Annotated in this window: 21 protein-coding genes and 2 pseudogenes; 15 read left to right on the top strand and 8 right to left on the bottom strand. The window is 53.9% G+C overall.

The features are described 5' to 3' along the window. The first annotated feature begins 40 nt into the window (after window positions 1-40). Window positions 41-757 carry a vitamin K epoxide reductase family protein gene (locus ICT70_RS13115; RefSeq protein ID WP_191157374.1) on the top strand — a complete coding sequence of 239 codons (717 nt, stop codon included), beginning with the start codon at window positions 41-43 and terminating at the stop codon, window positions 755-757. Window positions 758-1027: 270 nt separating this feature from the next. On the opposite strand, the gene ICT70_RS13110 is transcribed toward ICT70_RS13115, so the two are convergent. From ICT70_RS13110 to miaA, 4 genes are all read right to left on the bottom strand, one after another. Next, on the bottom strand, window positions 1028-2812 hold the full coding sequence (locus ICT70_RS13110) for an ATP-binding cassette domain-containing protein (RefSeq protein ID WP_191157372.1): 1785 nt from the start codon (window positions 2810-2812) through the stop codon (window positions 1028-1030). A gap of 86 nt (window positions 2813-2898) precedes the next feature. Next, window positions 2899-4611 (bottom strand): FG-GAP-like repeat-containing protein, encoded by a 1713-nt coding sequence (locus tag ICT70_RS13105; protein WP_191157370.1) that lies wholly within the window; start codon window positions 4609-4611, stop codon window positions 2899-2901. An 82-nt stretch (window positions 4612-4693) separates the two neighbouring features. Beyond that, complete coding sequence (locus ICT70_RS13100; protein ID WP_191157368.1) at window positions 4694-5989, bottom strand: glycosyltransferase family 2 protein; 1296 nt, start codon at window positions 5987-5989, stop codon at window positions 4694-4696. Beyond that, the gene (miaA, locus tag ICT70_RS13095; protein WP_224747047.1) at window positions 5990-6889 is read right to left on the bottom strand and encodes a tRNA (adenosine(37)-N6)-dimethylallyltransferase MiaA; all 900 of its coding nucleotides are present in this window, start codon (window positions 6887-6889) and stop codon (window positions 5990-5992) included. It abuts the gene before it with no gap. Between the two features lie 153 nt (window positions 6890-7042). Here miaA and ICT70_RS15310 point away from each other — a divergent pair. The 14 genes and pseudogenes from ICT70_RS15310 to ICT70_RS13025 all read left to right on the top strand — a co-directional run. Then, window positions 7043-7732: pseudogene (locus tag ICT70_RS15310) on the top strand (poly(A) polymerase); the annotation flags it as partial. A gap of 736 nt (window positions 7733-8468) precedes the next feature. Continuing rightward, entirely contained in the window at window positions 8469-10217 is a 1749-nt protein-coding gene (locus ICT70_RS13085) for a methyl-accepting chemotaxis protein (protein WP_191157361.1), read from the top strand. A gap of 167 nt (window positions 10218-10384) precedes the next feature. Further along, entirely contained in the window at window positions 10385-12673 is a 2289-nt protein-coding gene (locus tag ICT70_RS13080; RefSeq protein WP_191157359.1) for a chemotaxis protein CheA, read from the top strand. Next, complete coding sequence (locus ICT70_RS13075) at window positions 12674-13180, top strand: chemotaxis protein CheW (protein ID WP_191157357.1); 507 nt, start codon at window positions 12674-12676, stop codon at window positions 13178-13180. A gap of 20 nt (window positions 13181-13200) precedes the next feature. Further along, window positions 13201-14070 (top strand): CheR family methyltransferase, encoded by an 870-nt coding sequence (locus ICT70_RS13070; protein WP_191157355.1) that lies wholly within the window; start codon window positions 13201-13203, stop codon window positions 14068-14070. Continuing rightward, window positions 14071-15129: a protein-glutamate methylesterase/protein-glutamine glutaminase gene (locus ICT70_RS13065; protein WP_191157353.1), complete on the top strand. Its 1059-nt coding sequence runs from the start codon at window positions 14071-14073 to the stop codon at window positions 15127-15129. Between the two features lies 1 nt (window position 15130). Continuing rightward, entirely contained in the window at window positions 15131-15619 is a 489-nt protein-coding gene (locus tag ICT70_RS13060) for a chemotaxis protein CheD (RefSeq protein ID WP_191157351.1), read from the top strand. 10 nt (window positions 15620-15629) lie between these two features. Continuing rightward, entirely contained in the window at window positions 15630-16508 is an 879-nt protein-coding gene (locus tag ICT70_RS13055; protein WP_191157349.1) for an HDOD domain-containing protein, read from the top strand. Then, complete coding sequence (locus ICT70_RS13050; protein ID WP_191157347.1) at window positions 16508-16879, top strand: response regulator; 372 nt, start codon at window positions 16508-16510, stop codon at window positions 16877-16879. Before ICT70_RS13055 ends, ICT70_RS13050 begins: the two co-directional genes overlap by 1 nt. 24 nt (window positions 16880-16903) lie before the next feature. Then, window positions 16904-17386, top strand: coding sequence for a chemotaxis protein CheX (locus tag ICT70_RS13045; protein ID WP_191157345.1), 483 nt, complete (start codon window positions 16904-16906; stop codon window positions 17384-17386). Window positions 17387-17426: 40 nt separating this feature from the next. Beyond that, window positions 17427-17798, top strand: a complete 372-nt coding sequence (locus ICT70_RS13040) for a response regulator (protein ID WP_191157343.1) — start codon at window positions 17427-17429, stop codon at window positions 17796-17798. A 69-nt stretch (window positions 17799-17867) separates the two neighbouring features. Continuing rightward, window positions 17868-18329 (top strand): chemotaxis protein CheX, encoded by a 462-nt coding sequence (locus tag ICT70_RS13035; protein ID WP_191157340.1) that lies wholly within the window; start codon window positions 17868-17870, stop codon window positions 18327-18329. Window positions 18330-18374: 45 nt separating this feature from the next. Beyond that, complete coding sequence (locus ICT70_RS13030; RefSeq protein WP_191157338.1) at window positions 18375-18833, top strand: chemotaxis protein CheX; 459 nt, start codon at window positions 18375-18377, stop codon at window positions 18831-18833. A 32-nt stretch (window positions 18834-18865) separates the two neighbouring features. Next, the gene (locus ICT70_RS13025; RefSeq protein WP_191157336.1) at window positions 18866-20737 is read left to right on the top strand and encodes a hypothetical protein; all 1872 of its coding nucleotides are present in this window, start codon (window positions 18866-18868) and stop codon (window positions 20735-20737) included. Here the strand turns inward: ICT70_RS13025 and ICT70_RS13020 are convergent. The 4 genes and pseudogenes from ICT70_RS13020 to ICT70_RS13005 all read right to left on the bottom strand — a co-directional run. Beyond that, window positions 20734-21753: pseudogene (locus ICT70_RS13020) on the bottom strand (sigma-54 interaction domain-containing protein); the annotation flags it as partial. The gene ICT70_RS13025 and the pseudogene ICT70_RS13020 sit on opposite strands and share 4 nt — an antisense overlap. A 209-nt stretch (window positions 21754-21962) precedes the next feature. Beyond that, window positions 21963-23021, bottom strand: coding sequence for an aminopeptidase (locus tag ICT70_RS13015; RefSeq protein WP_191157332.1), 1059 nt, complete (start codon window positions 23019-23021; stop codon window positions 21963-21965). A gap of 110 nt (window positions 23022-23131) precedes the next feature. Then, a complete protein-coding gene (zupT, locus tag ICT70_RS13010; protein WP_191157330.1) occupies window positions 23132-23998 on the bottom strand; it encodes a zinc transporter ZupT in 867 nt (288 codons plus the stop codon). 31 nt (window positions 23999-24029) lie between these two features. Beyond that, window positions 24030-24824: a sulfite exporter TauE/SafE family protein gene (locus ICT70_RS13005; protein WP_191157328.1), complete on the bottom strand. Its 795-nt coding sequence runs from the start codon at window positions 24822-24824 to the stop codon at window positions 24030-24032. Window positions 24825-24857: the final 33 nt, after the last annotated feature.

The raw sequence follows: 24857 nt of genomic DNA, 5'->3' as shown, positions 1-24857 counted from the left end.
GGGATTGGTTGAGTGAATCATCGTCTGGAGGATTAAACCATTGAGTAAAATAAAAAATAGGAAGAAGACCTCGACCGAAAAGGCGCCCTTGCCACAAGAAACAGCATCCCCGGAAAGGCCCGTGAAACAGGGGAAAAAGAAACAACCACCAGGGTTAAAACAAAGGAAGCATCCCAACTGGCCCGTAACTGTGCTTGCCGGAATCGGGATGGCCCTGACCCTGTATCTGACCCTGACCGTATGGTTTGGCAATACTCCCCTGCACTGCGCTGAAGGGAGTGCATGCGACATCGTTCAGCAAAGTCGGTGGGGAACCTTCCTCGGCATGCCAACGGCATTCTGGGGATTCATGACTTATGCTGCTCTCACCTTTATTGGTTTTAAGATTCGCAATCCTGAGCAGCACTGGAAGTCAGCCTGGATCGTTGCATTAATAGGGGTGGGCTACAGTATCTATCTCACGTTGGTATCGCATTTTGTCATCAATGCCCTGTGCCCCTACTGCCTTGTTTCTCTGGCAATAATGGTGGCCACTTTCGGAGTCATCATGACTCAGCGGCCCGAGAGGATGAAGAATTTCAAGTTTAAGTCCTGGTCCGTTCAAACAGCGATTGTGGCACTGATCATTATCGGGGGGATGCATCTGCACTATAGTGGAGTATTTCATCCTGCTGCCGGGCCCGAGGATCCCTACCTGAAAGGATTGGCCACTCATCTTGCTCAAGGGGATGCCATTTTTTATGGTACTTTCTGGTGACCGGCATGCAAGGAACAGAAGTTTCTGTTCGAGTCGTCCGCAAAACTGCTCCCATACGTCGAATGCACGCCAGGTGGCCGTAGATCACCGCCGGCAGCAGAATGCAGAATCAACAATATTCAAGCCTATCCCACCTGGATCATTGGTGGGAGAACCTATAAAGGCCTACTCACACCCGACCAGCTGGCTGTGCTATCAGGATATCCCCAGGAAGAATAGTTAGAGCCTGTCCCAATTAGCGCAAAACCACTGTCCGTCTGCGTTAAAGGGTTACTCCGGAATCTGCTCCAGTTCCTGCCAGCGTCCGTAGGTTGCCTCCAACTCCTTTTCCACTGTTTCCAGTCGATGTTGCGCTGCAGTGATTTTTTCGCTGTTGCCCTGCTGGTAAAGGCCCGGATCAGCCATCGTGGCGTGCAACTCGGCCTGCTCGGCTTCGAGGGTCTCAATGGTCAAGGGCAATTCTGCCAGCTCCCTTTTTTCCTTAAAGGTCAGTTTGCGCGGCCGCTCTTTACGCGCGGGTACTGGTGTTTTTGGTTTTGGTTCGGTGTCAGCCCGTGGCGCCGGCTTCTGCGCAAGCCAATCGTCATAGCCACCGATAACCTCTTCCACCCTGCCGTTACCGGTAAACACCAGGGAACTGGTCACCAGATTATTGATAAAGCTGCGGTCGTGACTGACCAGCAACACGGTGCCCTGGTAATCAAGGAGCAATTCCTCCAATAGTTCCAGGGTTTCCATGTCAAGATCATTGGTCGGCTCATCAAGAATGAGCAGATTCGCCGGGCGGGTAAAGAGTTTGGCCAGCAACAGACGATTTTTTTCCCCACCGGACAGGACCCGAACCGGCGTTCGCGCCCGTTCCGGGGTGAAGAGAAAATCCTGCAGGTAACCATAGATATGACGGGGCTGGCCATTGATGATGACCTGATCATGATCGTCAGCAAGGTTCTGCTTGACGCTGCGATCACCATCAAGCTGCTCACGCAATTGATCAAAATAGGCGATTTCCAGATTGGTTCCCAGGCGCAGGGTGCCGGCAGTCGGCTGCAACTCACCGGTCAGCAGCTTGAGCAGGGTGGTCTTGCCACAACCATTGGGACCGAGCAGGCCGATACGATCACCGCGCATGATCCGCAAATCGAGGTTGTCAATCAGCGGCGGGTTGTCAGGATAGGCAAAAGATAATCCTGCGGTCTCAACCACCATGCGCCCGCTGCGCTGTGCCTCATCGATATTCAGGCGCACCTTGCCGATGCGATCACGACGCTGGCGTCGTTCTTCGCGTAGTTTCAGCAGATCGCGCACCCGCCCCATGTTACGGGTACGGCGGGCCTTGATCCCTTTGCGGATCCATACCTCCTCTTCGGCCAACTTTTGATCAAAACGCTCCCAGGCTTTTTCTTCGGCATGCAGAACATCCTGTCGACGCTCCAAAAAGGTGCCGTAATCACAGCGATAATCATGCAAGTGGCCGCGATCGAGCTCAACGATCCGCGTCGCCAGACGGCGCGCAAAAGCGCGATCGTGACTGACGAACACCAGGGTCTTGCCCAATCTTAACAGCAGTTCCTCGAGCTTGATGATCGCTTCGATATCCAGATGATTGGTCGGTTCATCGAGCAAAATCAGATCAGGTTCAAGAATCAATGCCGCCGCCAGCAGGGTGCGGCGCTGCTGACCACCGGAAAGATCGGTCGGTGGCTCATCCAGCAGCAGTTCCAACCGCCCGGCGAGCTGGTCGATCCGCACCTGCAGGGTGAGGTCATCGAGCCCGTGGGCCTGGCCACTTTGCTGCAGATAGTCACGCACCGTCCCCGGCCAATGGGCAGGGAAGTCCTGCGGCACGTAAGCAGTGTGCACTCCCTGGCGGCGCTGGATTTCACCAGCGTCAAGCGAAATGTCACCGTTGAGCAGGCGCATCAGTGATGATTTGCCGGCACCGTTACGTCCGAGCAGACAGATACGATCACCGGCTTCGATCTGCAAGTTGACAGCATCAAGCAGCTTAGGGCCACCGAACGCCAGACTGACCTGATTAAGAGAGAGAATATTCATGGAACGTGGCGGGAATCCTGACAAAAAGACAAAAAGAAACGGCCGGACCGATCACTGCAGAGCAGTCCGGTCGTTGTAAAAAAGTATCATTGCTGCAACGTGAACACCATCAAGGCAGAGTGACCGCGCTGCAGGATATTTTTCTCCTGAAAACGCATGGCTATCAACAGCTCAAGTTCTCCGTTATCATCCAGATCAGCGACGATAAAATCAGCGATATAACCTTTTTGTGCCGGAGTACGCCAGCGTTCAAGCAACTGCCGGCTGCTAGCGTCCCATTCAAAAGCCACCAGTTGTGCATCGGTAAAGGTACGTAACCCTTTCAGCAATCGAGAGCCCTGATTCTGAACGGTCAGAAGGTCTCCTGCGGCCAGGCGCCCCAGACGCTGCTGGATAGCCACCGGTACCCGATTGGTCGCTTCAGATCCCGGACGATGATAGAAGCTGGTATCCGATCCGCCAAAATAGTCGCTGGATCGCCACAGGCGGTCATTGCTGCCGTTAACCAACTGCAGTCGATCATCAGCCGATAAAGAGACATAGATAGTTTCGCCTGAGGCGGCGGTCACCGGCAACATGCTGAACAGATTGATCCGTGCCGGCAGATCGAGAGCCTCCCCGCGCACCAGTCGATCACGATTGCGCGCAATGCGAAATACCGGTGGGGCAAAGGGCTCATCACTGCGACTCAGACGCTGGCCAAGGAGAACCGGGCCTTCGCCCGGCAGATCAACCACCCGCATGAACCAGTTGACCATGGTAATAACCCGCTCAAAACGACCATTACGGTACTCAACAACCTGGCTGCGCAGATCGCTATCAATAACCGCAGTGAGATAAAGCTCGGCCCGGCCATTGCCATCCAGATCATGAGCATCAATAGCAAGCAAGCGCGTCCCGGCAGGGAAATTGACAACCCCGGCGGCGACAAACCGGCCATCCTCCATGCGCATGATCCGCAGTTCATTCTCAAGGGCTACAGCCACCTCCGTGCGTCCGTCACCGGTCAGATCACCGCTCGCCAGTCCCACTGGATTCTCACCTAAGGGCGGGCTGATCCAGATACCATCGGACTGCTGATGACGAGCAACCCCCGGCGCCTCCAAACGGGTATCGCCACGCGTCAGGCCGACGGTACCAAGCAGCGAATCAACACCGCGATTAAGGGCACTGCGCTCGGGATCAACCGGAGCGACCGGCTCAGTCTGACGAATGGTCGGGGTCAACGGGGCCAACACCTGCCCCTCGCTGTAACGATAACTGCCGACAAACACCCCACCCCGTCCACTGACGCTCAAACGTTCATCCTGCAGACGAAAAATCAGGCCCGTTTCAGCTGTTTCGAGCGGCTGGTCAAACCACTTAAAATGATTAAGGTTACGTTTGAGCTCCTGGGTCAGCGACGCAGGAACAGAATCATCCATATAGGCAGGGACCTGCTCGAAGCGGCGCACCTGATCTCCTGCCTGCAGGCTTAATCCTTCGGTCAACAGCTCAGCATAGGAATAGCCGGATAAAACCCGCGTTACTTCCAGAAAACCCGCTACATGATCAATGCGGCCGACAATATCACGGGTCTGCGGATGGATGATGGTTTCGCCGGCGGTCATAACCGCAAGGATGTCGCCGGGCCGCAGGTTCTGATTGGCATCCAGATCCACCAGCCAGGAGTCACCCATGGCCATCAACACAACCCCATCGACCGGGGCCAGGTCCTCTAACAACTGACCCGGCAGCTGGGCCAGGGCAACAGTCGGCAACAACAGTAAAAACAAAAGGGTACGATACAGCAGCGTCATAGAATCAACCTGTGCTTAGGTTACAAGTTTGAGGAAGCAAACATATAGATAAAAAGAGTCATTCTGCCATCAATCCCCTGATCTAGCCAAGTAAAACCTTGCCGATGCCAGGTAAAACAGCTGATGAAGATGATTGCCCGGCGACCCCTTGCAACCCTTCGAGCAATCTGAGCTGCGTCATGGCATCAGAACAACCGGGATATCCGCCCCAGCGCAGCAATTCGCTAACCAAAGGGATGGGATCGCCGCCACCCTGTCCCAGGCGCGTCAGGAGCTGACGGGTACGCAGCGCGTCAAACCAATGATGAAAGGCACGCAAACGTTGTTCGCTACCGGCGTGATTGCGCTGCAACAGGGCCCAGATAGTGGCAAAATTGCGGTCTTTCAGAAAAGCCGCCAGCTCTGGGGAAATCAGCTGTGCCCGTCTCAGCAGATCATCAACCGAGCCATCGGGCTGCGCTGCTACCACCAGCAACCACTCCCTCAATATGGCAAATGCTTGTGTATCAATAAAACGGTACGCTGGTTTCTCCCCCAACTGATGCTGGGCGACAATGCGCCCGGTACCAAAAGGTACACGAACTGAACAACGGGGCGCGGGATGCACCACCGTTCCTTGTAACGGCACAACCCCACCAACCTTGTTGAGTTGCTGGAGAAAATAGAAATCCTCCCCGGCCAGCCGCCGGTTCATTCCACCGGCCGCAATATACCCCGGCGCCCGACAGGCAAAAGCGCTACCGATGCTGTGATAGGCATAGGGGGATCCGGCCTGCTGTAAGCCGAACTGGTAGCTGCGCAGATAGAGTTCATAGGCGCGGATCGCCTCTTCTTCACCACCATCAGCCCCCGCCTGATGGCGAAAGGGGAGCACCGTGCCGTCTTGTTGTACTGTGGCAAAATGACGGAACAGGGCGGTGAGATAAGACTGATCCACCAGGGTGTCAGCGTCGAGGGAGATCAGGAAGGGCGCGTTGTTCCAGTTAAGCCGGTGCAATGCCGCATCAAACCCGATTTTGCGCGCCAGCCCCACCCCCTGACCGGTCGGCAGTTCCAGTCCGGGGGCTGCAGCATCAATCCAGGCCAGCTGCAACCGTGGACGGGACCGGGATGCCAGCCAGGACAAGGTGGTTGCATTGTTGCGTCGCAGTGCCGATGATGCATCGCTGCGATGATTGACGACAACGATCACCAGGGTACGTTGCAGCAGTTCAGGATCGTTGGACCCAAGCGACTGCAAGGTTGCCGGCAGAGTCTCCGCTTCCGCCAAGGCGGGGATAACAATGGCCGCATCAACCTCCGACGCACGGTGGCCTGCCAGCTGCCAGGGAGTCAGCACCGCCCGGCTATGCAGATATTTTTTCAGCCGACCTTGCATCTACAGGCTAATCCGGTACTGTTCTACCATGCGACACAGTTGGGCAAAAGGATCGTTCTGCGCATTAAGCCAGTTAATCCGGGTCCCGTGTTTTTCCATCCGCCGGAAAAAGGTTTCCTGACGCTTGGCAAACTGACCAATGGCATTGGCCAGCTGCTGAACCATCTCGTTACGGCGCAGCTTACCCTGGAGGTAATGGGCAATATAGCGATATTCGAGCCCATAAAACTCCAACTGTTCCCAGGACACCCCGGCGGCCTGAAGATTCTCCACCTCCGCAATCATCCCCTGCTCCAGACGCTGGTTCAAACGTTCGCGGATCCGGCGGCGCAGCATCTCCCGTGGCCATTTCAAACCAAACACCAGTGGTTGCCAGACAAAGGGATCAATCGGTTCAGCGCGGGCTTCGCCCAGAGCGATTTCGTAGGCCCGCAGCAGCCGCTCGCGCTCAACCAGGTCGGTACGATTGTGTTGCTGCGGCTTGATTTCCAGCAGCTTCCGGCGTAACTGCTCATCACTTAAGGTTGAAACCTGCTCACGCAGCTGCTGATTTAGCGGGACCTCGACCAGATGATACCCTTTCAGCACCGCATCCAGATAGAGCCCGGTTCCGCCGCAAATCAGCGGTAGCCGCCGACGCTGATGGATCGCTTTGATAGCTGCGTAGCAATCGCGCTGAAATTGAAACAGATTATACTCACTGCCGGCCTCAGCGATATCAATCAGGTGGTAGGGAATCTCGGCATATTCCGCCAGGTCCTTACCGCTACCCAGGTCCATGCCACGATAAACCTGACGGGAATCTGCAGAGATGATCTCGCCGTCAAAATGCCGTGCTGCTGCGATTGCCAGAGCAGTTTTGCCGCCGGCAGTCGCTCCCAAAATGACCAGTGCATCCATAGAATTATTCACCATGTTTCACCGTCTTGCTGGATGTTTGCAGCAGAATAATAAAAACCCTGCCATTTTCCCAATCAAAACAGTTTTTTTTAACCTGTTGAATTGCTATAGTCTACCGAATAAACGCAATCAAGCTCCTGACATTGGACCTCCATGGCTTCTGACCTGCCCATTATTCTCGCACGCGACCAGCACCCGATCTCACGCCGACAAGTCGATGAAGACTGCCTGAAGGTTCTTTACCGACTGCACCGTAACGGTTTCAAAAGCTACCTGGTGGGAGGCAGTGTGCGTGATTTACTGCTCGGACGCACACCGAAGGATTTCGACATCGGCACCGACGCCACACCCAACCAGATTAAACGCCTGTTCCGCAACTGCTTTCTGGTCGGCCGCCGCTTTCGCCTTGCCCATATCCGCTTTGCCGGTAACAAAGTCATCGAAGTCGCCACCTTTCGCCGTGAAGTCTCCCCGGAGGAACTGCCCGACGATCCCAGCGATCACCTGCATTTCGTCCAGAATCTTTTCGGTACCCCGGGCGAAGATGCTTTTCGGCGCGACTTCACCATTAACGCCCTGTTTTACAACATCGCTGACTTCAGCGTCATCGACCATGTTGACGGTCTTGCCGACCTTCAACAACGGCTGATCCGTGTCATCGGTGATCCGCTGGTGCGTTTTGTCGAAGATCCGGTGCGCATGTTGCGCGCCATCGAGTTTGCTGCGCGCCTTGATTTCAAGCTCTGCGACGACATCTTCCCGGCCATCGAGCAACATCGGGAGCTCTTGGCAACGGCGGCACCAGCCCGCATTCGTGAAGAGATCATGGCGCTGTTCCGTTACGGCATTGCCGCCCCGGTGCTGCACCAATGCCGCGAACTGGGAATGCTCCCACATCTGCTCGCCGGCTATCCCGGCACCGATGAGGGCATTTCCATGCTGGCACAGGTCGATGCCCGCACTCACAGCGGCATTATCATCGATGAAAGCTTTGCCCTTGCCGCCCTTTACCTGCGCTTGTTTATGGATAGTTGTCCACCAGGCCGCAGCACCCCTATGACCACCGCTCTACAATCCGCCAATGAGATCCTCACCCCTCACTGCCGCTATTTCAGTATCGCAGCAGGCATCCGCCTGCAGGCCCGCGACCTGCTCATCGGTTGTTTCCGGTTGGTTCGCGGCCGCGGCCAGCGCGGCGAACAGAAATTTCTGCGCCACCCTGCAACTGCCACGGCCATGGAACTCTTCACCCTCTGGACGCAAGTACGACCCGATCTGCTCCCGCTGTTGCAGGAATGGAACAGCGCAATCTCCACCTGCGGCAAACCGGTGGAAGCTCCCGTTCGTCGCAAACGCCGGCGGCGCAAAAAAAAGCCTGCTCCACTCATCTAAGCATGACAAAACACCTTTGTTGTCACAGCCCCTCTATTACCTGACGGCATGATTGCCAAACCTCACCATTATTGACAAACTTCCTTGTCTTTCTTTTTTTTGTTGTACTTATCCTGTCTCAATGATAGATTGCAAATGAACGTCAACTAATGCAAATTCATAGCCACTCCATGCAAAGGACGACACCATGAAGTTGAACAGCATTCAGACCAAAGTAGGGGGCGCCCTTGTCCTTATTCTGCTCATTATTCTGGGCATCAGCTTTAGTTTATCAGCACTGCAAACGCGTAAAATTCTAAAGCAGCAAGAAGACGAAGCCCTCGGGGCCCTACAAGAGACGATTATCGAGCAGGCACATGGTGTCTTCACCAGCCTGGAGGTGGGCACCAAGGGATCCCTCGAGCGTGGCGAAATGGATGTTTTTGATGAGCTTATTATGGGACTTGGTGACGTACCCGGGGTCATCGAAGTTGGGCTGACCAACGCGCAAGGGGTTTCCACCCACTCAAGCCAGCGGGACAAAATAGGCACCCGTCAGCCAACCATCAATATTACCCGCACCGACCAGAACTACAGCCTAAAGCAGGAAAGTGCGGAAAGTTATTTCATGGCCAATGGTCACATGTTTGAGCCCCGCTGTATGGGTTGTCATCCTGACGACCAGGAAGGAACCCTGTCCGGGGTTCTTTATGTCAATTTCAGTCTCGACAAGCTCAATCAGGAAAGGGAACATCTCCAACTGATGGCCGCCGCCGGCAATCGTAGCAGCCTGATCAGCAGCGTTGTCCTGGGGTTGAGCTGCCTGATCATCATCTGGCTGGCCCTGCTGTTGATGCTCAGAAAACTTGTTGTTACTCCCCTGACGCGGGTACGCCAGGTGTTGACCGACATCGGTCACGGTCACCTGGATGAGCGCCTTAACCTGACCCAGAATGATGAACTGGGCGAGACAGGAAGAACCCTCGATGCGCTGGCCGACAGCCTGCAACAGGAAGTCGTAACGCCATTGCAACAGCTGTCCAAGGGTGATCTGACCTTTGAGGTGACCCCCCATGATCATCATGACAGTCTACGCAATGCCTTAAAAAGCCTGGGAGAAGATCTTAACCAGGTCATCGCTGAGATCCAGGCAGCGGGGCAGGAAATCGACAGCGGCAGCGCCGAGCTGAGTGAATCGGCACAGCATTTATCCGACGGGGCATCGACCTCGGCAGCCTCGGTAGAAGAAATCAGCAGTTCGATGAACCAGATCGGCAGCCAGACCAATATCAGCGCCGAAAATGCCCGTCAAGCAAGTGAGTTGGCCAACTCTGCCCGAGCTGCAGCCAATGTTGGCAGTGAGCGCATGACGGAAATGATTGACGCGATGAAGGACATCAATGAAGCCGGCCACAATATCAGCAAAATCATCAAGGTTATCGATGAGATCGCTTTCCAGACCAACCTTCTCGCCTTAAATGCCGCCGTTGAAGCCGCCCGCGCCGGTCAACATGGTAAAGGCTTTGCGGTGGTGGCCGAAGAGGTACGCAACCTGGCAGCGCGCAGTGCTAAGGCGGCCGCAGAAACGGCAGAACTGATTGAGGGTTCAGTAGCAAAGACCGCCAACGGTTCCCAAATCGCAGAAAGAACCGCCAAAGCCCTAGCTGAGATCGTTAACTCCATCGGCAAGACATCCGACCTGATCAACGAAATTTCGGTCGCCAGTCAGGAACAGGCGCAAGGGGTTGGGCAAATCAATACCGGTCTGCAACAGATTGATCAAGTGATTCAACAAAACACCGCAACCGCTGAAGAGAGTGCCGCCACCAGTGCCGAACTTGCTGGTCAGGCCGCGCAGCTTAAACATCAACTGAGTCGATTTGTTCTCAAAGATCCTCATTCAAGCTCAAGAGAGATCTCCGGCAGCAGACATCAACTCCCGGAAAAAGCAGGTTAACATGTGATATTCAGCAAACTTGTGCCGATCCAGCTGGATCGGCGCAGGAAAAATCCTGTAATTAATAGCCAGACGCCATTAATACCTTTTCTTTCAAGCACCTGTTCGCTATTATTAGCCGTTGCTTAGCTAACTTTGCAGTTTTCTTTTTTTGGTGAGGGTCCGCCATGGGTATGCAGCTCGACGACGATCAGATCGAAATCATTCAGGAGTTTGTCACCGAAAGCCGTGACATGATCGAACAGCTTGAACCTGCAATCATTGAATTGGGGCAGAACAGCGATCCTGAAACCATGAACGCTATCTTTCGCCTCTTTCATTCGATGAAAGGCAGTGCCGGTTTTCTCGAATTCACCCATCTGACCCGGGTCGCTCATGCCGCCGAAAGCCTGCTTGATCTGGTCCGCAACAACGAAATCGAACTGCTTCCCGAGCATGTCACGCTCTTTTGTGCTGCTTGTGATTTCGCTAAAGATGCCCTCGATGCTGTTGACGCCAGTTTCAGCGACGATACGATGAGTGCTGCTGCCGATTCAATTTCTGCGCAACTCCATCTAGCCATCGATGGTCCTGCCACCAGCGCAGCTGATCCCCAGGAAGATCATCCGACGACACCTGTTGCCAGTGAGCCGGAACCGGTTTTCCCGGAGATGGAAATCACTGAAGAGATGCGCAACAGTTTTGTGCAGGAAAGTGGTGAGTTGCTGCAACATGCGGAACAGGGCCTGCTCGCCTGGGGAGAGCATCCTGAAGATGCTGATTCCATTGGAGATATTTTTCGTCATATCCATAGCTTCAAGGGCAACTGCGGCTTTTTTGGCTTTGCCCACCTGGAAAAACTCAGCCATCAGATGGAAAACGTCCTGGATCGGGTCAAGTCCGGCTCCAGACTTGCGGTGGACAACCCGACCGAACAACTCCTGGTAAGTCTCGATCTACTGCAGCAGGGGCTGAACAACATTGCCGAAGGCAAAGAAGATTTTATCGAGGATCTTGATTCCCACCTTGAGGCCCTGAAAAACCTCATGACCCCCCTGCTTGGTGATCTCCTGGCCGAAGAAGGGGTTGATAAACTGGCAATCTCTTCGGCCGTGGAGATCCAGAAAAAACCGGTCGGTGAAATTCTCATGCAACAGGGAAGCGCCACCCCGGAGCAGATTGCCAACGCTCTTAAACGCCAGCAGGAATCCAGCGATGAGGCCAAAGCCAAGGCCAAACCGGTGACCCGCTCCAAGGTTCCGGCCAAAAGGCAGGATATCCGCGTTGAGCTGGGTAAACTCGACAACCTGATCAACCTGATCGGCGAGATGGTGATTGCTGAAAACATGCTGATCCATAACCCCGACCTCAAAGGGCTGGAGCTGGAGAACTTCGGTAAGGCAGCCCAGCATATGTCGAAACTGGTGCGCGAACTGCAGGAAATGGCCATGTCGATCCGCATGATCCCGGTTTCCGGCCTGTTCCGGCGCATGATCCGGCTGGTTCATGATATCTCGGTGAAAGCTGGTAAAAAGGTCGATCTGCAACTGATCGGCGAAGAAACAGAAATTGATAAAACCGTCATCGAGACCATCACCGATCCCCTCGTTCACCTGTTACGCAACTCCCTCGATCACGGCCTTGAACCTCCCGCTGAACGGATGGCCAACGGCAAATCGGAAAAAGGAACGGTCAAGCTCTCGGCACGCCACGAAGAAGGGGAAGTCTGGGTCACCATCGAAGATGACGGCCGCGGCTTAAACCGCGAAAAAATCCTCGAAAAAGCCATCAGCAAGGGACTGATTGAAGGAGATGGCTCGGACCTGACGGAGAAACAGATCAACAATCTGATTTTTGCCCCAGGCTTCTCCACCGCCGCCCAGGTCACTGATATCTCCGGCCGTGGAGTCGGCATGGATGTGGTGAAAAGAAACCTTGAAAAGATCAAGGGCAAGATCGACATCACCAGCAAGCTCGGTCAGGGCACCCGCATCAATCTGCGCATTCCCCTGACCCTGGCGATCATTGACGGCATGATGGTACGGGTCGGAACCACGACCTGTATCGTTCCCACCTTGTCGATCCTGGAAGCCTATCGCCCTGAGATGGAACAAATCACCGTCACTCCTGACGGTGATGAATTGGCGCGGGTCAGAGAACACTTTTTTCCGGTTGTCCGCCTGCATCAGATTCTTAATAAAAGACCTGACTCAGAACAACTCTGTAATGGCATTCTGATCGTTCTTGAATACCAGGACAGTCGTTTCTGTCTGTTTGTTGACGAAATTCTCGGCCAGCAGCAGACCGTTATCAAGGGATTGTCTGATTTTATCGGTACTGTCCCCGGTGTTTCCGGCTGTACCATTCTCGGCGATGGAGGCGTCAGCCTGATTCTTGATGTCGGCACCCTGGTTGAATCATTTGACAGCAAAAAAGAACTGGCTGATGCCGCAGCAATCAGCAAAGGAGACGAATAAATGGCAGAAGATCTCTCCCTGAATGGCCCGGATAACGAAGATACTCAAAAGGACAAATACCTCACCTTTCACTTAGCTGGTGAAAACTATGGTATTGACATCTGTTATGTCATTGAAATTATCGGCATCCAGTCAATTACCGAAGTTCCCGATATGCCCGCCTTTATCCGTGGGGTGATTAACCTGCGTGGCAAGGTCATTCCAGTCATGGATGTTCGCGCCCGCTTCAAACTGCCGGCACGTGACTACGATGACCGCACCTGCATTATTGTTATCAATGTGGATTCCACCGAGGTCGGCCTGGTAGTAGACGAGGTCAGTGAGGTTGCCGACATTCCTGAAAGCCACGTGGAACCGGCGCCACGCACCAGCAAAAACAGTGACAACAGCTACATCCAGGGGATGGGGAAGATGAACAACCGCGTCATCATTCTACTTGATGTTCATAAGCTGTTATTCAGTAACGAGATGCAACGTCTGATTCAGAGTGACGGCGACGAAGAATAACCGGCCAGCGGATAACCCTCATGGACAACAACAGCCGACAGGCACCACCGTATACCAACACCATGTCGATCTCCGACCGGGAGTTCGCCCAGTTACGCAATTTGATCCACGAACGCTTCGGCATCAACCTGACCGACCAGAAACGTTCCCTGCTCGTCGGTCGCCTGCAAAAGCTGATGCGCAACCTCGGGCTGTCGACCTTTTCGGCGTATTTTGACTATCTGGTCGGCGATAAAACGGAACGGTCGCTGGGTGAACTGGTCGATCTGATCTCCACCAACCACACCTACTTCAACCGGGAAAAAGACCACTTCGACTATTTTGCCGAAACCGCGTTGCCCGCCACGATTAATAAACTCAGGCAGCAGAATTGTAAGGAGTTACGGATCTGGTGTGCCGGCTGTTCCAGTGGCGAAGAACCCTACACCCTGCTGATGTTGATGATGGAGCATCTGGGCACCGACTACAGCAAATGGGATGCAGGCATCCTGGCTACAGACATCTCCGATCGGGCATTGACCATTGCTCGGCGTGGCGTATATGCAACCGAGCGGGTCAAGCAACTGCCTGAGAATCTGCAGCGCAAGTACTTTACTCCGGCCGGGGCGGATAATATGGCGGTAATCGATAAAATCAAGAAAGAAGCGACCTTCAGGCGCTTTAACCTGATGAACACCTGTTTTCCTTTCAAAAAACCCTTCCACATGATCTTTTGCCGCAATGTCATGATCTATTTTGACCAGCCAACCCGGGAAGCCCTGGTCCGACGCTACCATCAGTGTACCGAGCCGGGCGGCTATCTTTTCATCGGCCATTCAGAAACCCTGGGGCGTAGTCAGACCCTTTACAACTATCTGAAACCGGCGCTCTACCAGAAGGGGACCCTGTAAATGAAACGCAAAGTTCGGGTGCTGATTGTTGATGATTCTGCCCTGGTCCGCAATATTCTCAGCCAGGGTCTTGCCCTCGATCCGGCCATTGAGGTGGTAGGGACTGCTTCTGATCCTTATATCGCCCGTGATCGCATCCTTGAGCTTGAACCTGATGTCCTGACCCTCGATGTTGAAATGCCGCGCATGGATGGGGTTGCGTTTTTGCGCAAACTGATGCCGCAATATCCGATCCCCGTGGTGATGGTGAGCTCCCTGACCCAGCGTGGCAAACAGATCACCATGGAGGCGCTGGACGCCGGTGCGGTTGATTTTGTTGCCAAACCGACCAGCAACGTCACGGCTGGGCTCAATTCCATGCTGATGGAGCTGCGCACCAAGGTCAAGATTGCCAGCGGGGCGAATGTTTCTCACTGGAAAGGTAAGCGTGTCGACCCTTTAGCCGGCGGGACGGTCGGCAAATCCACGGCCCTGGCGGAATCCACCGACAAGGTCATTGCGATCGGGGCCTCAACCGGAGGAACCGAGGCGATTCGACGGGTGTTGGAGGGCTTTCCAGCGACAACCCCGGGTACGGTTATTGTTCAGCACATGCCGAGCGGCTTTACCAAAATGTTTGCCGATCGCCTTAATCAGCTCTGCGCCATGCAGGTTAAAGAAGCCGAGCAAGGTGATCGCGTCCGTACCGGTCTGGTGCTGATTGCGCCCGGCGGGGTGCAATTTGAGGTGGTTCGTAGCGGCGGTTTTTACGTGGTACGCTTGGGGGGGCCGGAAAAAGTCAGCGGGCACTGCCCCTCAGTCAATGTCATGATGCACTCAGTGGCCAAACATGTCGGCGCCAATGCCATCGGTGCCATGCTCACCGGCATGGGGTCAGACGGCGCTGAAGGGATGCTGGCAATGCAGCAGGCAGGTGCCCGCTGTATTGCACAGGATGAGGCTTCATCTGTTGTTTTCGGTATGCCCAGAGTGGCCTATGAAAAAGGAGGAGCACAAAGCCTGGTGCCCCTCGATCACATTGCACCTTCCCTGTTGAAGCTGCTGGTGGAGAAAAAATAAGATGGGGCAAATCATACTGGGCGTCGGCGACTTCGGCGCATCAAATATCCCGGAAGACACCATCAAAACCTTTGCGCTGGGTTCCTGCGTCTCGGTGATTTTTCTTGATCCGAAAACACGTTGCGTCGGCATGGCCCATATTGCTCTGCCGGACTCCACCATCAACAAGGCAAAGGCCGCAGAAAAACCCGGCTACTTTGCCGACACCGCGATTCCGGCGCTGCTCGCGCAAATGGCGGAGTTGGGTTGCGACAAGCGTGGCAAGGGGATCATCGTCAAGCTCTGCGGTGGCGCCAACGTCATGGATACCAATGACACCTTCCAGATCGGCAAACGCAATGCGCTGTCCATCAAGAAGATCCTCTGGTCTTACGGCATGGGAGCCATCGCCGAAGATCTCGGCGGCAACTACAGTCGCACGGTATCTATTTCTGTTGCCGCAGGTCAGGTCATATTAAGCTCACCCGGCAAGCCGAATTGGCAGCTTTAGGAGGAACATTATGGTCCATAAAATTAATCCGGCTGAGCTGCAGAAAACTGTTTCATCCGTTCCCATGATCTCGGCCAGCGCCAGCCGTCTGCTGCAGATCACCTCGCAACCTGATCATGAAGTGATGGACGTGGTCAACCTGGTGAAAACCGATGCCAATCTGACCGCCAGGGTTCTCAAAGTGGTCAATTCTGCCGCCTATGGCCTGGTCAATCAAATCAGCTCTGTCGATCGCGCTGTTTCCTATCTGGGACAACAGGTGATCGTCAGTATTGCCATTGAAAGCTGTGCCGGTGAACTTTTTGCCAAGGAACTCTCGGGCTATGAAGCGGTGGGAGGCGATCTGTGGAAACATGACCTGCGTGCCGCCATTGCTGCCCGCGAGGTGGTGATTCAGTCGGGGGCAGACCTCAGCCCTGACCTGGCCTTTACCGCCGGGTTGCTGCACGATATCGGCAAAGCCCTGATCTCTGACTATCTGCGCGGCAGCGCACCGGAGGCGGTTGCGCTGATCAACAGCCACGACAGCCTCGATTATCTTGCTGCAGAAGAACACCTGGTTGGGGTCGACCATACCATTGCCGGTGAAGCCCTTGCCAAAGCATGGCAACTGCCGCCGGAACTGACTGCCGTCATTCGTCACCATCACCAGCCCTCCCAGGCGGAGGAAGCCTGGCGGCCGCTGGTCTACGCTGTCCATCTGGGTGACAGCATCGCCATGATGGGTGGCTTCGGTACCGGTTCTGACAGCATGCGCTATAAACTGGATCCACACTACGCCGACTTTATCCAAATCAATGCTAATATTCTGGCGAATGTTATGCTGGTGGTAGATACAGAGTTTAATAAACTGTCGGAGGGTTTATCCGACACAGGAGAGAAGAGCTGATGAAGCGAATAATTATTGCCGATGACTCCGCCACCGCACGGATGTTCATTAAACGTTGCCTGCAGATTGTCGGCCTTGGCGATGCTGAATTTGTTGAAGCTGAAGACGGCAAACAGGCGCTTGACGCCGCCAAGGAGCAACCGGCGGATCTGTTATTGACCGATCTGAACATGCCGGTGATGGATGGCCAAACCCTGGTCAAATGGGTCAAGGCGAGCCCTAAACTCTGCGGCATGCCGATCATTGTCATCACCAGCGCCGGCAATCCTGCCAAGGAGGCGCAACTCCTTGAACTCGGTGCTTATCGGGTGCTCAACAAGCCGGTTTCACCGCCGATAATGATGGACGCCCTGCAAGATTTTCTGGATTAACCTGACCCCATTGAGGAGACCAGCATGACTCAGGAGCATCAGTTTTACCCGGCCATGATTGAAGCTGTCCAGCAAACCCTGGAAAACATGGTTTTCATGGAGGTGATCGAGGAGCGCGGCGCACCGACCGAGATACCAGCGACGGACCTGACCTGGAGCAGCATGTTGATTAATGATCCGGTTCAGGGAGAAATTCGCCTGGCCATGCCCGCCGGGTTATTAAAAAAAATTTCCGGCAATGTTTTTGGTATTGATGAGGAGGAAGTCACCACATCGCAAGCTTATGACATTCTGAACGAATTACTTAATACCATTGGTGGTCTGTTTATGACCAAACTACTCCCTAACCAGGAATATAAGATCGGCCTGCCCACCCTGGAAGCTGGAAAGCTGCCGGAGGTGGATGAACATACGGTGGTCTGGCATCTGATCAATAGTGACGAGGAACCGATAAAAATTTATGCCGACGGGGAATCGCTGGCGGCCCTGCACCAAAAAGTCGAATAACAAATACTCCCCCAACAATTCATTCTCAAGGAGCTTAACAATGGGTAAAACTGTCCTGATTGTCGACGATTCAAACACCATGCGTAAAATTGTTTCACGGGCACTGCGCCAGGCCGGCATCGATTTCAGCACCATCCTCGAAGCAGGTGACGGCCAGGAGGCCCTCGACGTGCTAAGTGCCAACGACGTCGATGTGATTCTCAGCGATATCAATATGCCCAACATGAACGGCCTCGAATTTCTCAAGGCCAAATCGGAAATCGCCGCCATCAAAGACATTCCGGTGGTCATGATTTCTACCGAAACCGGCGCTGATATTATTGATGAAGCCAAATCCTACGGAGCCAAGGGAGCCATCAAAAAACCCTTTACTCCGGAATTGATCAACGAAACCCTGGGTGCCCTGCTCTAACGGCACACCCCCTTATGGTTGCTTTCTCCGCCGTGAGAGATCAACCGCTACCGCACAGAGGAGAAGATAGTGGAGCACGCACAGGAGATTATCAATTCCACCCAGGAGATTTTTTCCAGCATGATCATGCTGGACGTTACCCCCGGCGAGCCCTTTATTCGCAATAACGACAAATTGATCAACAGCATTTCCGGGATTGTCGGTCTGGCTGGAGCCACCAAGGGAATGCTTGCCATCCACATGACCAATGCTGCCGCCCTGGCTGTGACGACAGCATTTTTAGGGATGGATGTAGAAGAAATTGACGATGATGTCCGTGATGCTATCGGCGAACTGGCCAACATGCTGGCCGGAAGCATCAAGTCGATTCTTGATCCCAGTGGTAGCGACATCAAGCTGTCGATGCCGTCAGCAATCTACGGGGAGGACTATTCAGTTGATTGTCTGGCCGGTGCCGAGGCCGTTACTGTTCCCTTTGCTTTTGACGGATTGGGGTTTGTGGTCGAGCTGCAATTGCGTAAAGACAGCTGATCAGACTAAAAAACCAGGAAAACCACTAACATCAAGGACGTCCATGTGGATTTTGCTAAAATAATCACGGAAACAACCGAAGAGATCTTCAACTGCATGATCTTTATCGATATTGCTGCTTCGCCTCCGCTTGCAGCAGGCAAACAGGCGATGGGCTGTCATGTCTCCGCCATGATCGGTCTGACCGGTGGTCTTTCTGCCATGCTCGGCATTCACTGCCCCAGTGCTGTTGGTCTGGCAGTGACCGGGGCGATGCTCGGCATGGAACTGGAGGAGGTGGATGCCGACGTGAAGGATGCCCTCGGTGAGATTGCCAACATGCTGGCCGGCGGCATCAAGGAACGCCTAAGCACAGAGAATATCGCCCTGGAATTGGCCATTCCGACAGCAGTAACCGGGCAGTCCTACGTTATCTCTGCCCCTAAAGGCAGTCAGCGGGTTGTCATACCTTTTACCATCAGTCAGGGTCAGTTTTTTGTTGAGATCAAATACCAGCTCAACTAGCCCTGCTCTCATCTTCGCAACGCGAGGTTATTTTGAAGCAAAGGGCTCTCATAGATGTAGTCTGTAAAGCCGGCCTGCAAACCCTGGCCGGTGAGATCGGCGCCCTGTTGGGACAAATGCTGAGCTGTTCCGACATCAAGCTTCGCACCTGCTCAAAAGAACAACTGTTCAGCAATCCGGCGCGCCAGAAAACTGCCCTCACGCGCATGACGGTCAGCGGCGAGCGTGAGGGCAACTGCTTTTTGCTCAATCGCATTTCTGCTGCCGCCGTTCTGGCCGGCACCCTGATCATGCTCCCTCAGGATATCATCGAAGAAAATGTCCAATCCGGCAAACTCGACGGAGAATTAACCGATGCCTTTGGTGAAGTAGCTAATATTATCGCCGGTGTCATGACCCAGGCGTTTGTCGACAAATATCCAAAAACCGTACGTTTCGTAAAAAAAACGGTTGAAGAGCTGATTCCTACCAAAATTGACGTGGAAAGTGACGCTCCCTTCCCCCCGGGAGAGTATTATGTTGCCAGCTGTGAACTGACCATCGATGAAACCGATCTGGGAGTTTTTGAATTTGTCGTTCCTCTGCCCATTTTTGATCTGGAAGAAGCCGCGCCTGCTGCGGCAGCACCAACCGCCTCAGCAGCTACCCAAGAAAAAGTAACCGCCCCAACGCCATCCGATGCGGCTGTAGAGCCACCCCCTACCGCCGAACCATCCGCATCAGCTGCACCACCCGCACCAGCTGCACCAACTGCGGCACAAACACCCCCTGCCGCCCAAAAACCGAAGTTTGCCGATGCCAAAAAACTGGTCGATGTGGTCTTTAACACCACCATCGGCCAGATTGGCGAAGAAATCGGGGCCCTGCTCGGGCAGACCCTCAAGTGCAGCGATACCCAACTGGTCATGACCACCAAAGAGGACTTCTTTGCCACTCAATGTCAGGAAAAGTCGATCCTGACTCAGCTGAAGGTCAGCGGTGACAAAAAAGGGGTCGGCTATTTAATCACCCAGGTCCCAGACGCCATTGCCATGGGCGGCACCCTGATCATGCTTCCGGATGACCAGATCGCCGAGCAGATGGGAAAAGGGGAGTTCGACGGAGAAGTTTCCGATGCCTATGGTGAGATCGCCAATATCCTGGCCGGCAGCTTAACCCAGGTTTTTCTCGATCGCTTCCCGAAGCAGCTGCGTTTTGTCCGCACGGAAAGCCAGGCCGTTGTTCCAACCAAGATTGACCCCTCTTCTGATCAGCCGTTTGCTGAAGACACCTATTATCTGGCGTCCTTTGCCATCGCCATGGACGGCTACGAGCTTCATCGCTTGTACCTGATCTTTCCGGCTGACCTCTTTGATCTGGATGCTCCGGCCGCGACAATTGCCGAAGTTCAAGCTGCGGCGGCGGAACCGGTCCAGCCGACCGCAGTTCAACCGGGGGTACAACCACCAGCCGCCGGCGAGTGGGGCGGACCACCACCGGAGACCCCGGTCGGCTCAGCAGCCGTCGCAGCAACAGATGCTGCTTGTGTCGACGGCCCGCCCATTGTTCTGATTTTAAGTGATCAGCCCACTACGGCTCAACCCTTTGTTGACATTCTCACCGGTGCAGCCTACGACTGCCGGTTGCTAAGTTTTCAGGATGATATCAAGGGGCTGCTGCAACAACACCAGGTTCTGGGAATTTTTCTGGTCATGGCTCAGGTGGGGGAAAAAGGATTTGCCGCAGCGATCAAACTGCAATCGGCCGGTCGTACCCTGCCACCGCTGATTTTTGCCGGTGAAGAATGGACGCGTTCGGCAGTACTACGAGCGGTTAAATATGGCGCCAGAGATATTCTGGTAATTCCGGCCAGCACCGACGAAATTCAGGATAAGGTGACCCTTCATTTCAAGAAAGCAAGCTAGACCGGCAAATTCTTCTTCTTGATTTTCTCGATCAGGGTGGTGCGCTTAAGGTTCAGCAAACGTGCTGCTTCCTTCTTGTTACCCCCACTACGGGAAATCGCCTCGAGGATCAGTCGATCCTCAAAATCACTGATCAGCATGTTAAAATCAATCCCTTCATCCCCCCATTGAATTCCGGGGGCAGTAGACTGAGGATGTGCGGCCACCGTCGATATTTCTCCCCCTGGCCCAGCACAGCCGGCATCGGCGCCGTTCGCTACGACATGTTCACAACGATATTTCTCCGGTAATTCCTTCATACTGATCCGCTTGCCGCGATGAAGGATCACCAGCCGCTGAATCAGGTTTTCCAACTCGCGCACGTTACCGGGCCAGTCAAAAGCCATCAAGCTCTGCAGCGCCTGCGGATCCAACATGGTGCGTCGATCGGTTTTGCGCCGGGTAAAACGGTCAATAAAGCGCTCGATCAACAGAGTGATATCGCTACGCCGTTCCCGCAACGGCGGGGCAATAATCGGAATGACGGCCAAGCGATAGTACAGATCCTCACGGAAACGACCCGACGCGACCAGATGATCGAGATTTTGATGGGTTGCGGCGATAACCCGTACGTCGACCTTGGTCGGTCGCACGCCCCCGACCTGCTCTACTTCGCGCTCCTGCAACACCCGCAACAGCTTGGCCTGGAGGGTCGATTTCATGTCACCGATCTCATCGAGAAAAAGCGTGCCGCCATCAGCATGCTGAATCCGACCGATTTTTGACTGCATGGCCCCGGTAAAAGCCCCTTTGACATATCCAAATAGCTCGCTTTCCAGCAGCTCATCAGGGATAGCGGCACAGTTCACCGGCACGAAGTGCCCGGTTCTGCGGGGGCTGTTATCATGAACCGCACGAGCAATCAGTTCCTTCCCGGTGCCGCTCTCTCCCTGAATGAGAACCGTACTGCTACCTTCTTCGGCTACACAGGCAATCAGATCAAACAATTCCAGCATCTGCGGCGAATTGCCGATCATTCCACAATAATCGTCATTTGTTGCCATAACATGGGATCCAATGCGCAAAGGGGGGCAGCTCTTTTCCATCAATCTTTATTGACGGCTGAGTATTTACTTGGGGCCGATCAGTAGCTGAATATAATGATCTTTTGATAATGTGTCAATATTTAGACACATCTTTGTGAAAGTCGTCTAGACCCACAGGAAAGGACGCTGGATTTTTGACATCAATGGCTTGTTGTCATGGCTGCGCTGACTGCATCTTCTGTCACAGCAGGGCGCAAGACCCGTAGTGCTGCGTCACGCTGAGGTAAGGGTAAATCGGCAAGTTCTGTTGCCTTGCGGTAAAAAGCCTGCAAATCACCATCAGATTGCTCAAGGAGGGCAAAAAATGCCGGCACATAATCATGATAGGTTGCCACCAGAGCAAAGTGTGAGTTATTTAAGGGGCGATTGACCCAGGCGTCAAAACGTTCATCCCCGCCCCATTGTTGTTTTAAAAGAGTATAGCCCTGACGGAATTCACGCAACAGCTGCTCCTTGGATGTGAGTTGGACCGACGTTGCATCATTGCGGTGATACACAGCCTCAAGCTCCCGGCGCGTCTGCAATACCAGATCAATAAATTCCTGTTGACGTGCCCGCTGCTGCCGATAGCTGCTGATCTGGTCCTGTTGCTGACGAAATACGAGCCAGCGCTCTACCCCAACCAGCTCCACCATCCGGGCGAAGGATTCGTTAAAGGGACTATCATCCTTAAGGTACAGCTGCTGATGTGCCAGCTCATGAAAAATCAACCCGGCCAGATGGTCCTCCGGGTAGTGAATAAAGGTGTTGAGAACAGGATCATCGAACCAGTTCAGGGTTGAATAGGCGGACACTCCATAGACATGAACATCGTACCCCTTGGCTTTCAAGCCCTGAGCGAAATGGTGCGCCGCGGCCTCATCAAAATAACCGCGATAGGGTACGCAACCGGCTACCGGAAAACACCAGGTGAGCGGGTCAACGGACAGGGAGGGGGCAGCGACAACATTCCAGACCGCATAGGGGCGCTTAAGGTCCGCATAGGTACGATAGCTGCGATTGTCAGGCAACAACAGTTCGGTGCCGGCAAAATCACGGATGGACTGCACCAGTTCCAGACGCTGCTTCAGGTCAGCGGGCGTCTGATCCGCAGCGAGCAGTTCTTCAATATCATGCCGTTGAGCCAGCAAGTGCCATTGACCAAGAGCGGCCTGACGATAATAGTTGATTTCCCCGCAACCGATCAGCAGTAAGCACAAGAGAACAACAAGGCACCACAGTGTCCACCTGTGGCCAGCAGCTGCCTTTTGTAAGCGCCTCAGTTCGTGTTTTTTTGCCATTGCCAGCCCGTAATCATCAGTCCACAAAACTACATCATCAACAATAAACTCAAGGCCATCACCACCATACCAGCGACCAGCCCGATCAAACTGTCATGCCCTTTGCCATAAGCCCGGCTGGTAGGCAGCAACTCATCGAGACTGATATAAACCATAATCCCGGCAACGCCACTGAACAGGATCCCCATGACCTGTGGTGGCACCACGCCGTCAGTCCCACCAAAGAAAAAGATGATGCCCAGATAACCGATGATGGCTCCCAGGGGCTCAGCAAGACCGCTAAGCAATGAATACCAGAAGGCTTTGAAGCGACTGCCGGTGGCATAATAAATAGGGACCGAAACACTGATTCCCTCTGGGATATTGTGTAACGCGATGGCAATAGCGATAGCAACGCCCAGAGCTGGATCCTCAAGTGCTGCAAGAAAGGTTGCCAGCCCTTCGGGAAAATTGTGAATGGTGATAGCCAACGCAGTAAACAAGCCCATACGCAGCAGTTTTTTATTTCCCAGCCCATGATCCTTGATGAATTGTTTCGGCATAGGTTCCGATTCATCTTTAAGAGGGCTGACTTCCGCTTCAGAGTGAACTTCGTGGGGATTGGCTGCAGAGGGAATTAAGGTATCAATCAAGCCAATCAGCAACATGCCGCCAAAAAAACCTGCCGTATTGACCCAGTGTCCCCAATAGGCACCATAGGCCTGGGTTAAAACGTTGGCCCCTTTGACAAAAATCTCAACAAAGGAAACATAAAGCATAACCCCTGCTGAGAATCCTGTTGCTACCGATAAAAAACGATAATTTGTGCGTTTTGCCATAAACGCAATCAAACTGCCAACCCCGGTGGCCAGACCGGCAAAAACCGTTAAACCAAACGCAAACCAGAAGTTTTCCATCAACAAGTCCTCTTTATGTATAAGCGCCCCGTTAAAAAAAGCTCAGGACCATGCGTGTTCCCATCAACAACAGAAAAATGGCAAAGATTTTTTTCAGCCGAGCTACAGGTAACGCATGGGCCAGCCGAACCCCAAAGGGCGCGGTGAAATAGCTCACCACAGCAACGCCAAGCAGTGCCGGCAGATAAATAAAGCCCAGACTGCCCGCCGGCAAACCGCTGACAAACAGACCATTAAGCAGATACCCCAGGGTACCGGCAATAGCTATCGGCAAACCAACCGCCGCTGAAGTGCCCACCGCAGTGTGAATCGGCTGGTTGCACCACCCCAGAAATGGCACCGTCATGGTTCCACCACCGATCCCCACCAGACTCGAAATGCCGCCGATGACGCCGCCAACGCCAAACATTCCGGCTTTTCCCGGCAGACTGCGCGACGGGCTCGGAGCGATATTCAGCAACATCTGAATAGCCACGTAATAGAGAAAACAGGCAAAAAACACGCTTAAAAATTTACTGCTGAGCTGGGCCGCAACCCAGGTTCCCATAAAGGTGCCCAAGAGAATACCGGGAGCCAACCCCTTAACTGCCGGCCAGTTAACCGAGCCGCGGGCATGATGGGCACGAAAGCTGGAGATAGAGGTGACAATAATAGTCGCCAGGGAGGTCCCCAGGGCCAGATGAAGAATGTAGGTTTCAGGGAATTGTTGGGCGACAAAAGTAAAGGTGAGCAGCGGTACGATCACGATCCCGCCTCCAATCCCTAACAACCCGGCCAGCACCCCTACCACCGCGCCGGTCAACGCGTAAATAAACCAGAACATCATCGTTTTTACCTTTGGCTATTGTGTGCTTTGTTC

It is taken from the genome of Pelovirga terrestris, from assembly GCF_014773365.1.
Lineage (GTDB): Bacteria > Desulfobacterota > Desulfuromonadia > Desulfuromonadales > Geopsychrobacteraceae > Pelovirga > Pelovirga terrestris.
Note: the sequence above shows the minus strand (reverse complement) of the source record. Positions and strands in the feature narration are given on the sequence as shown.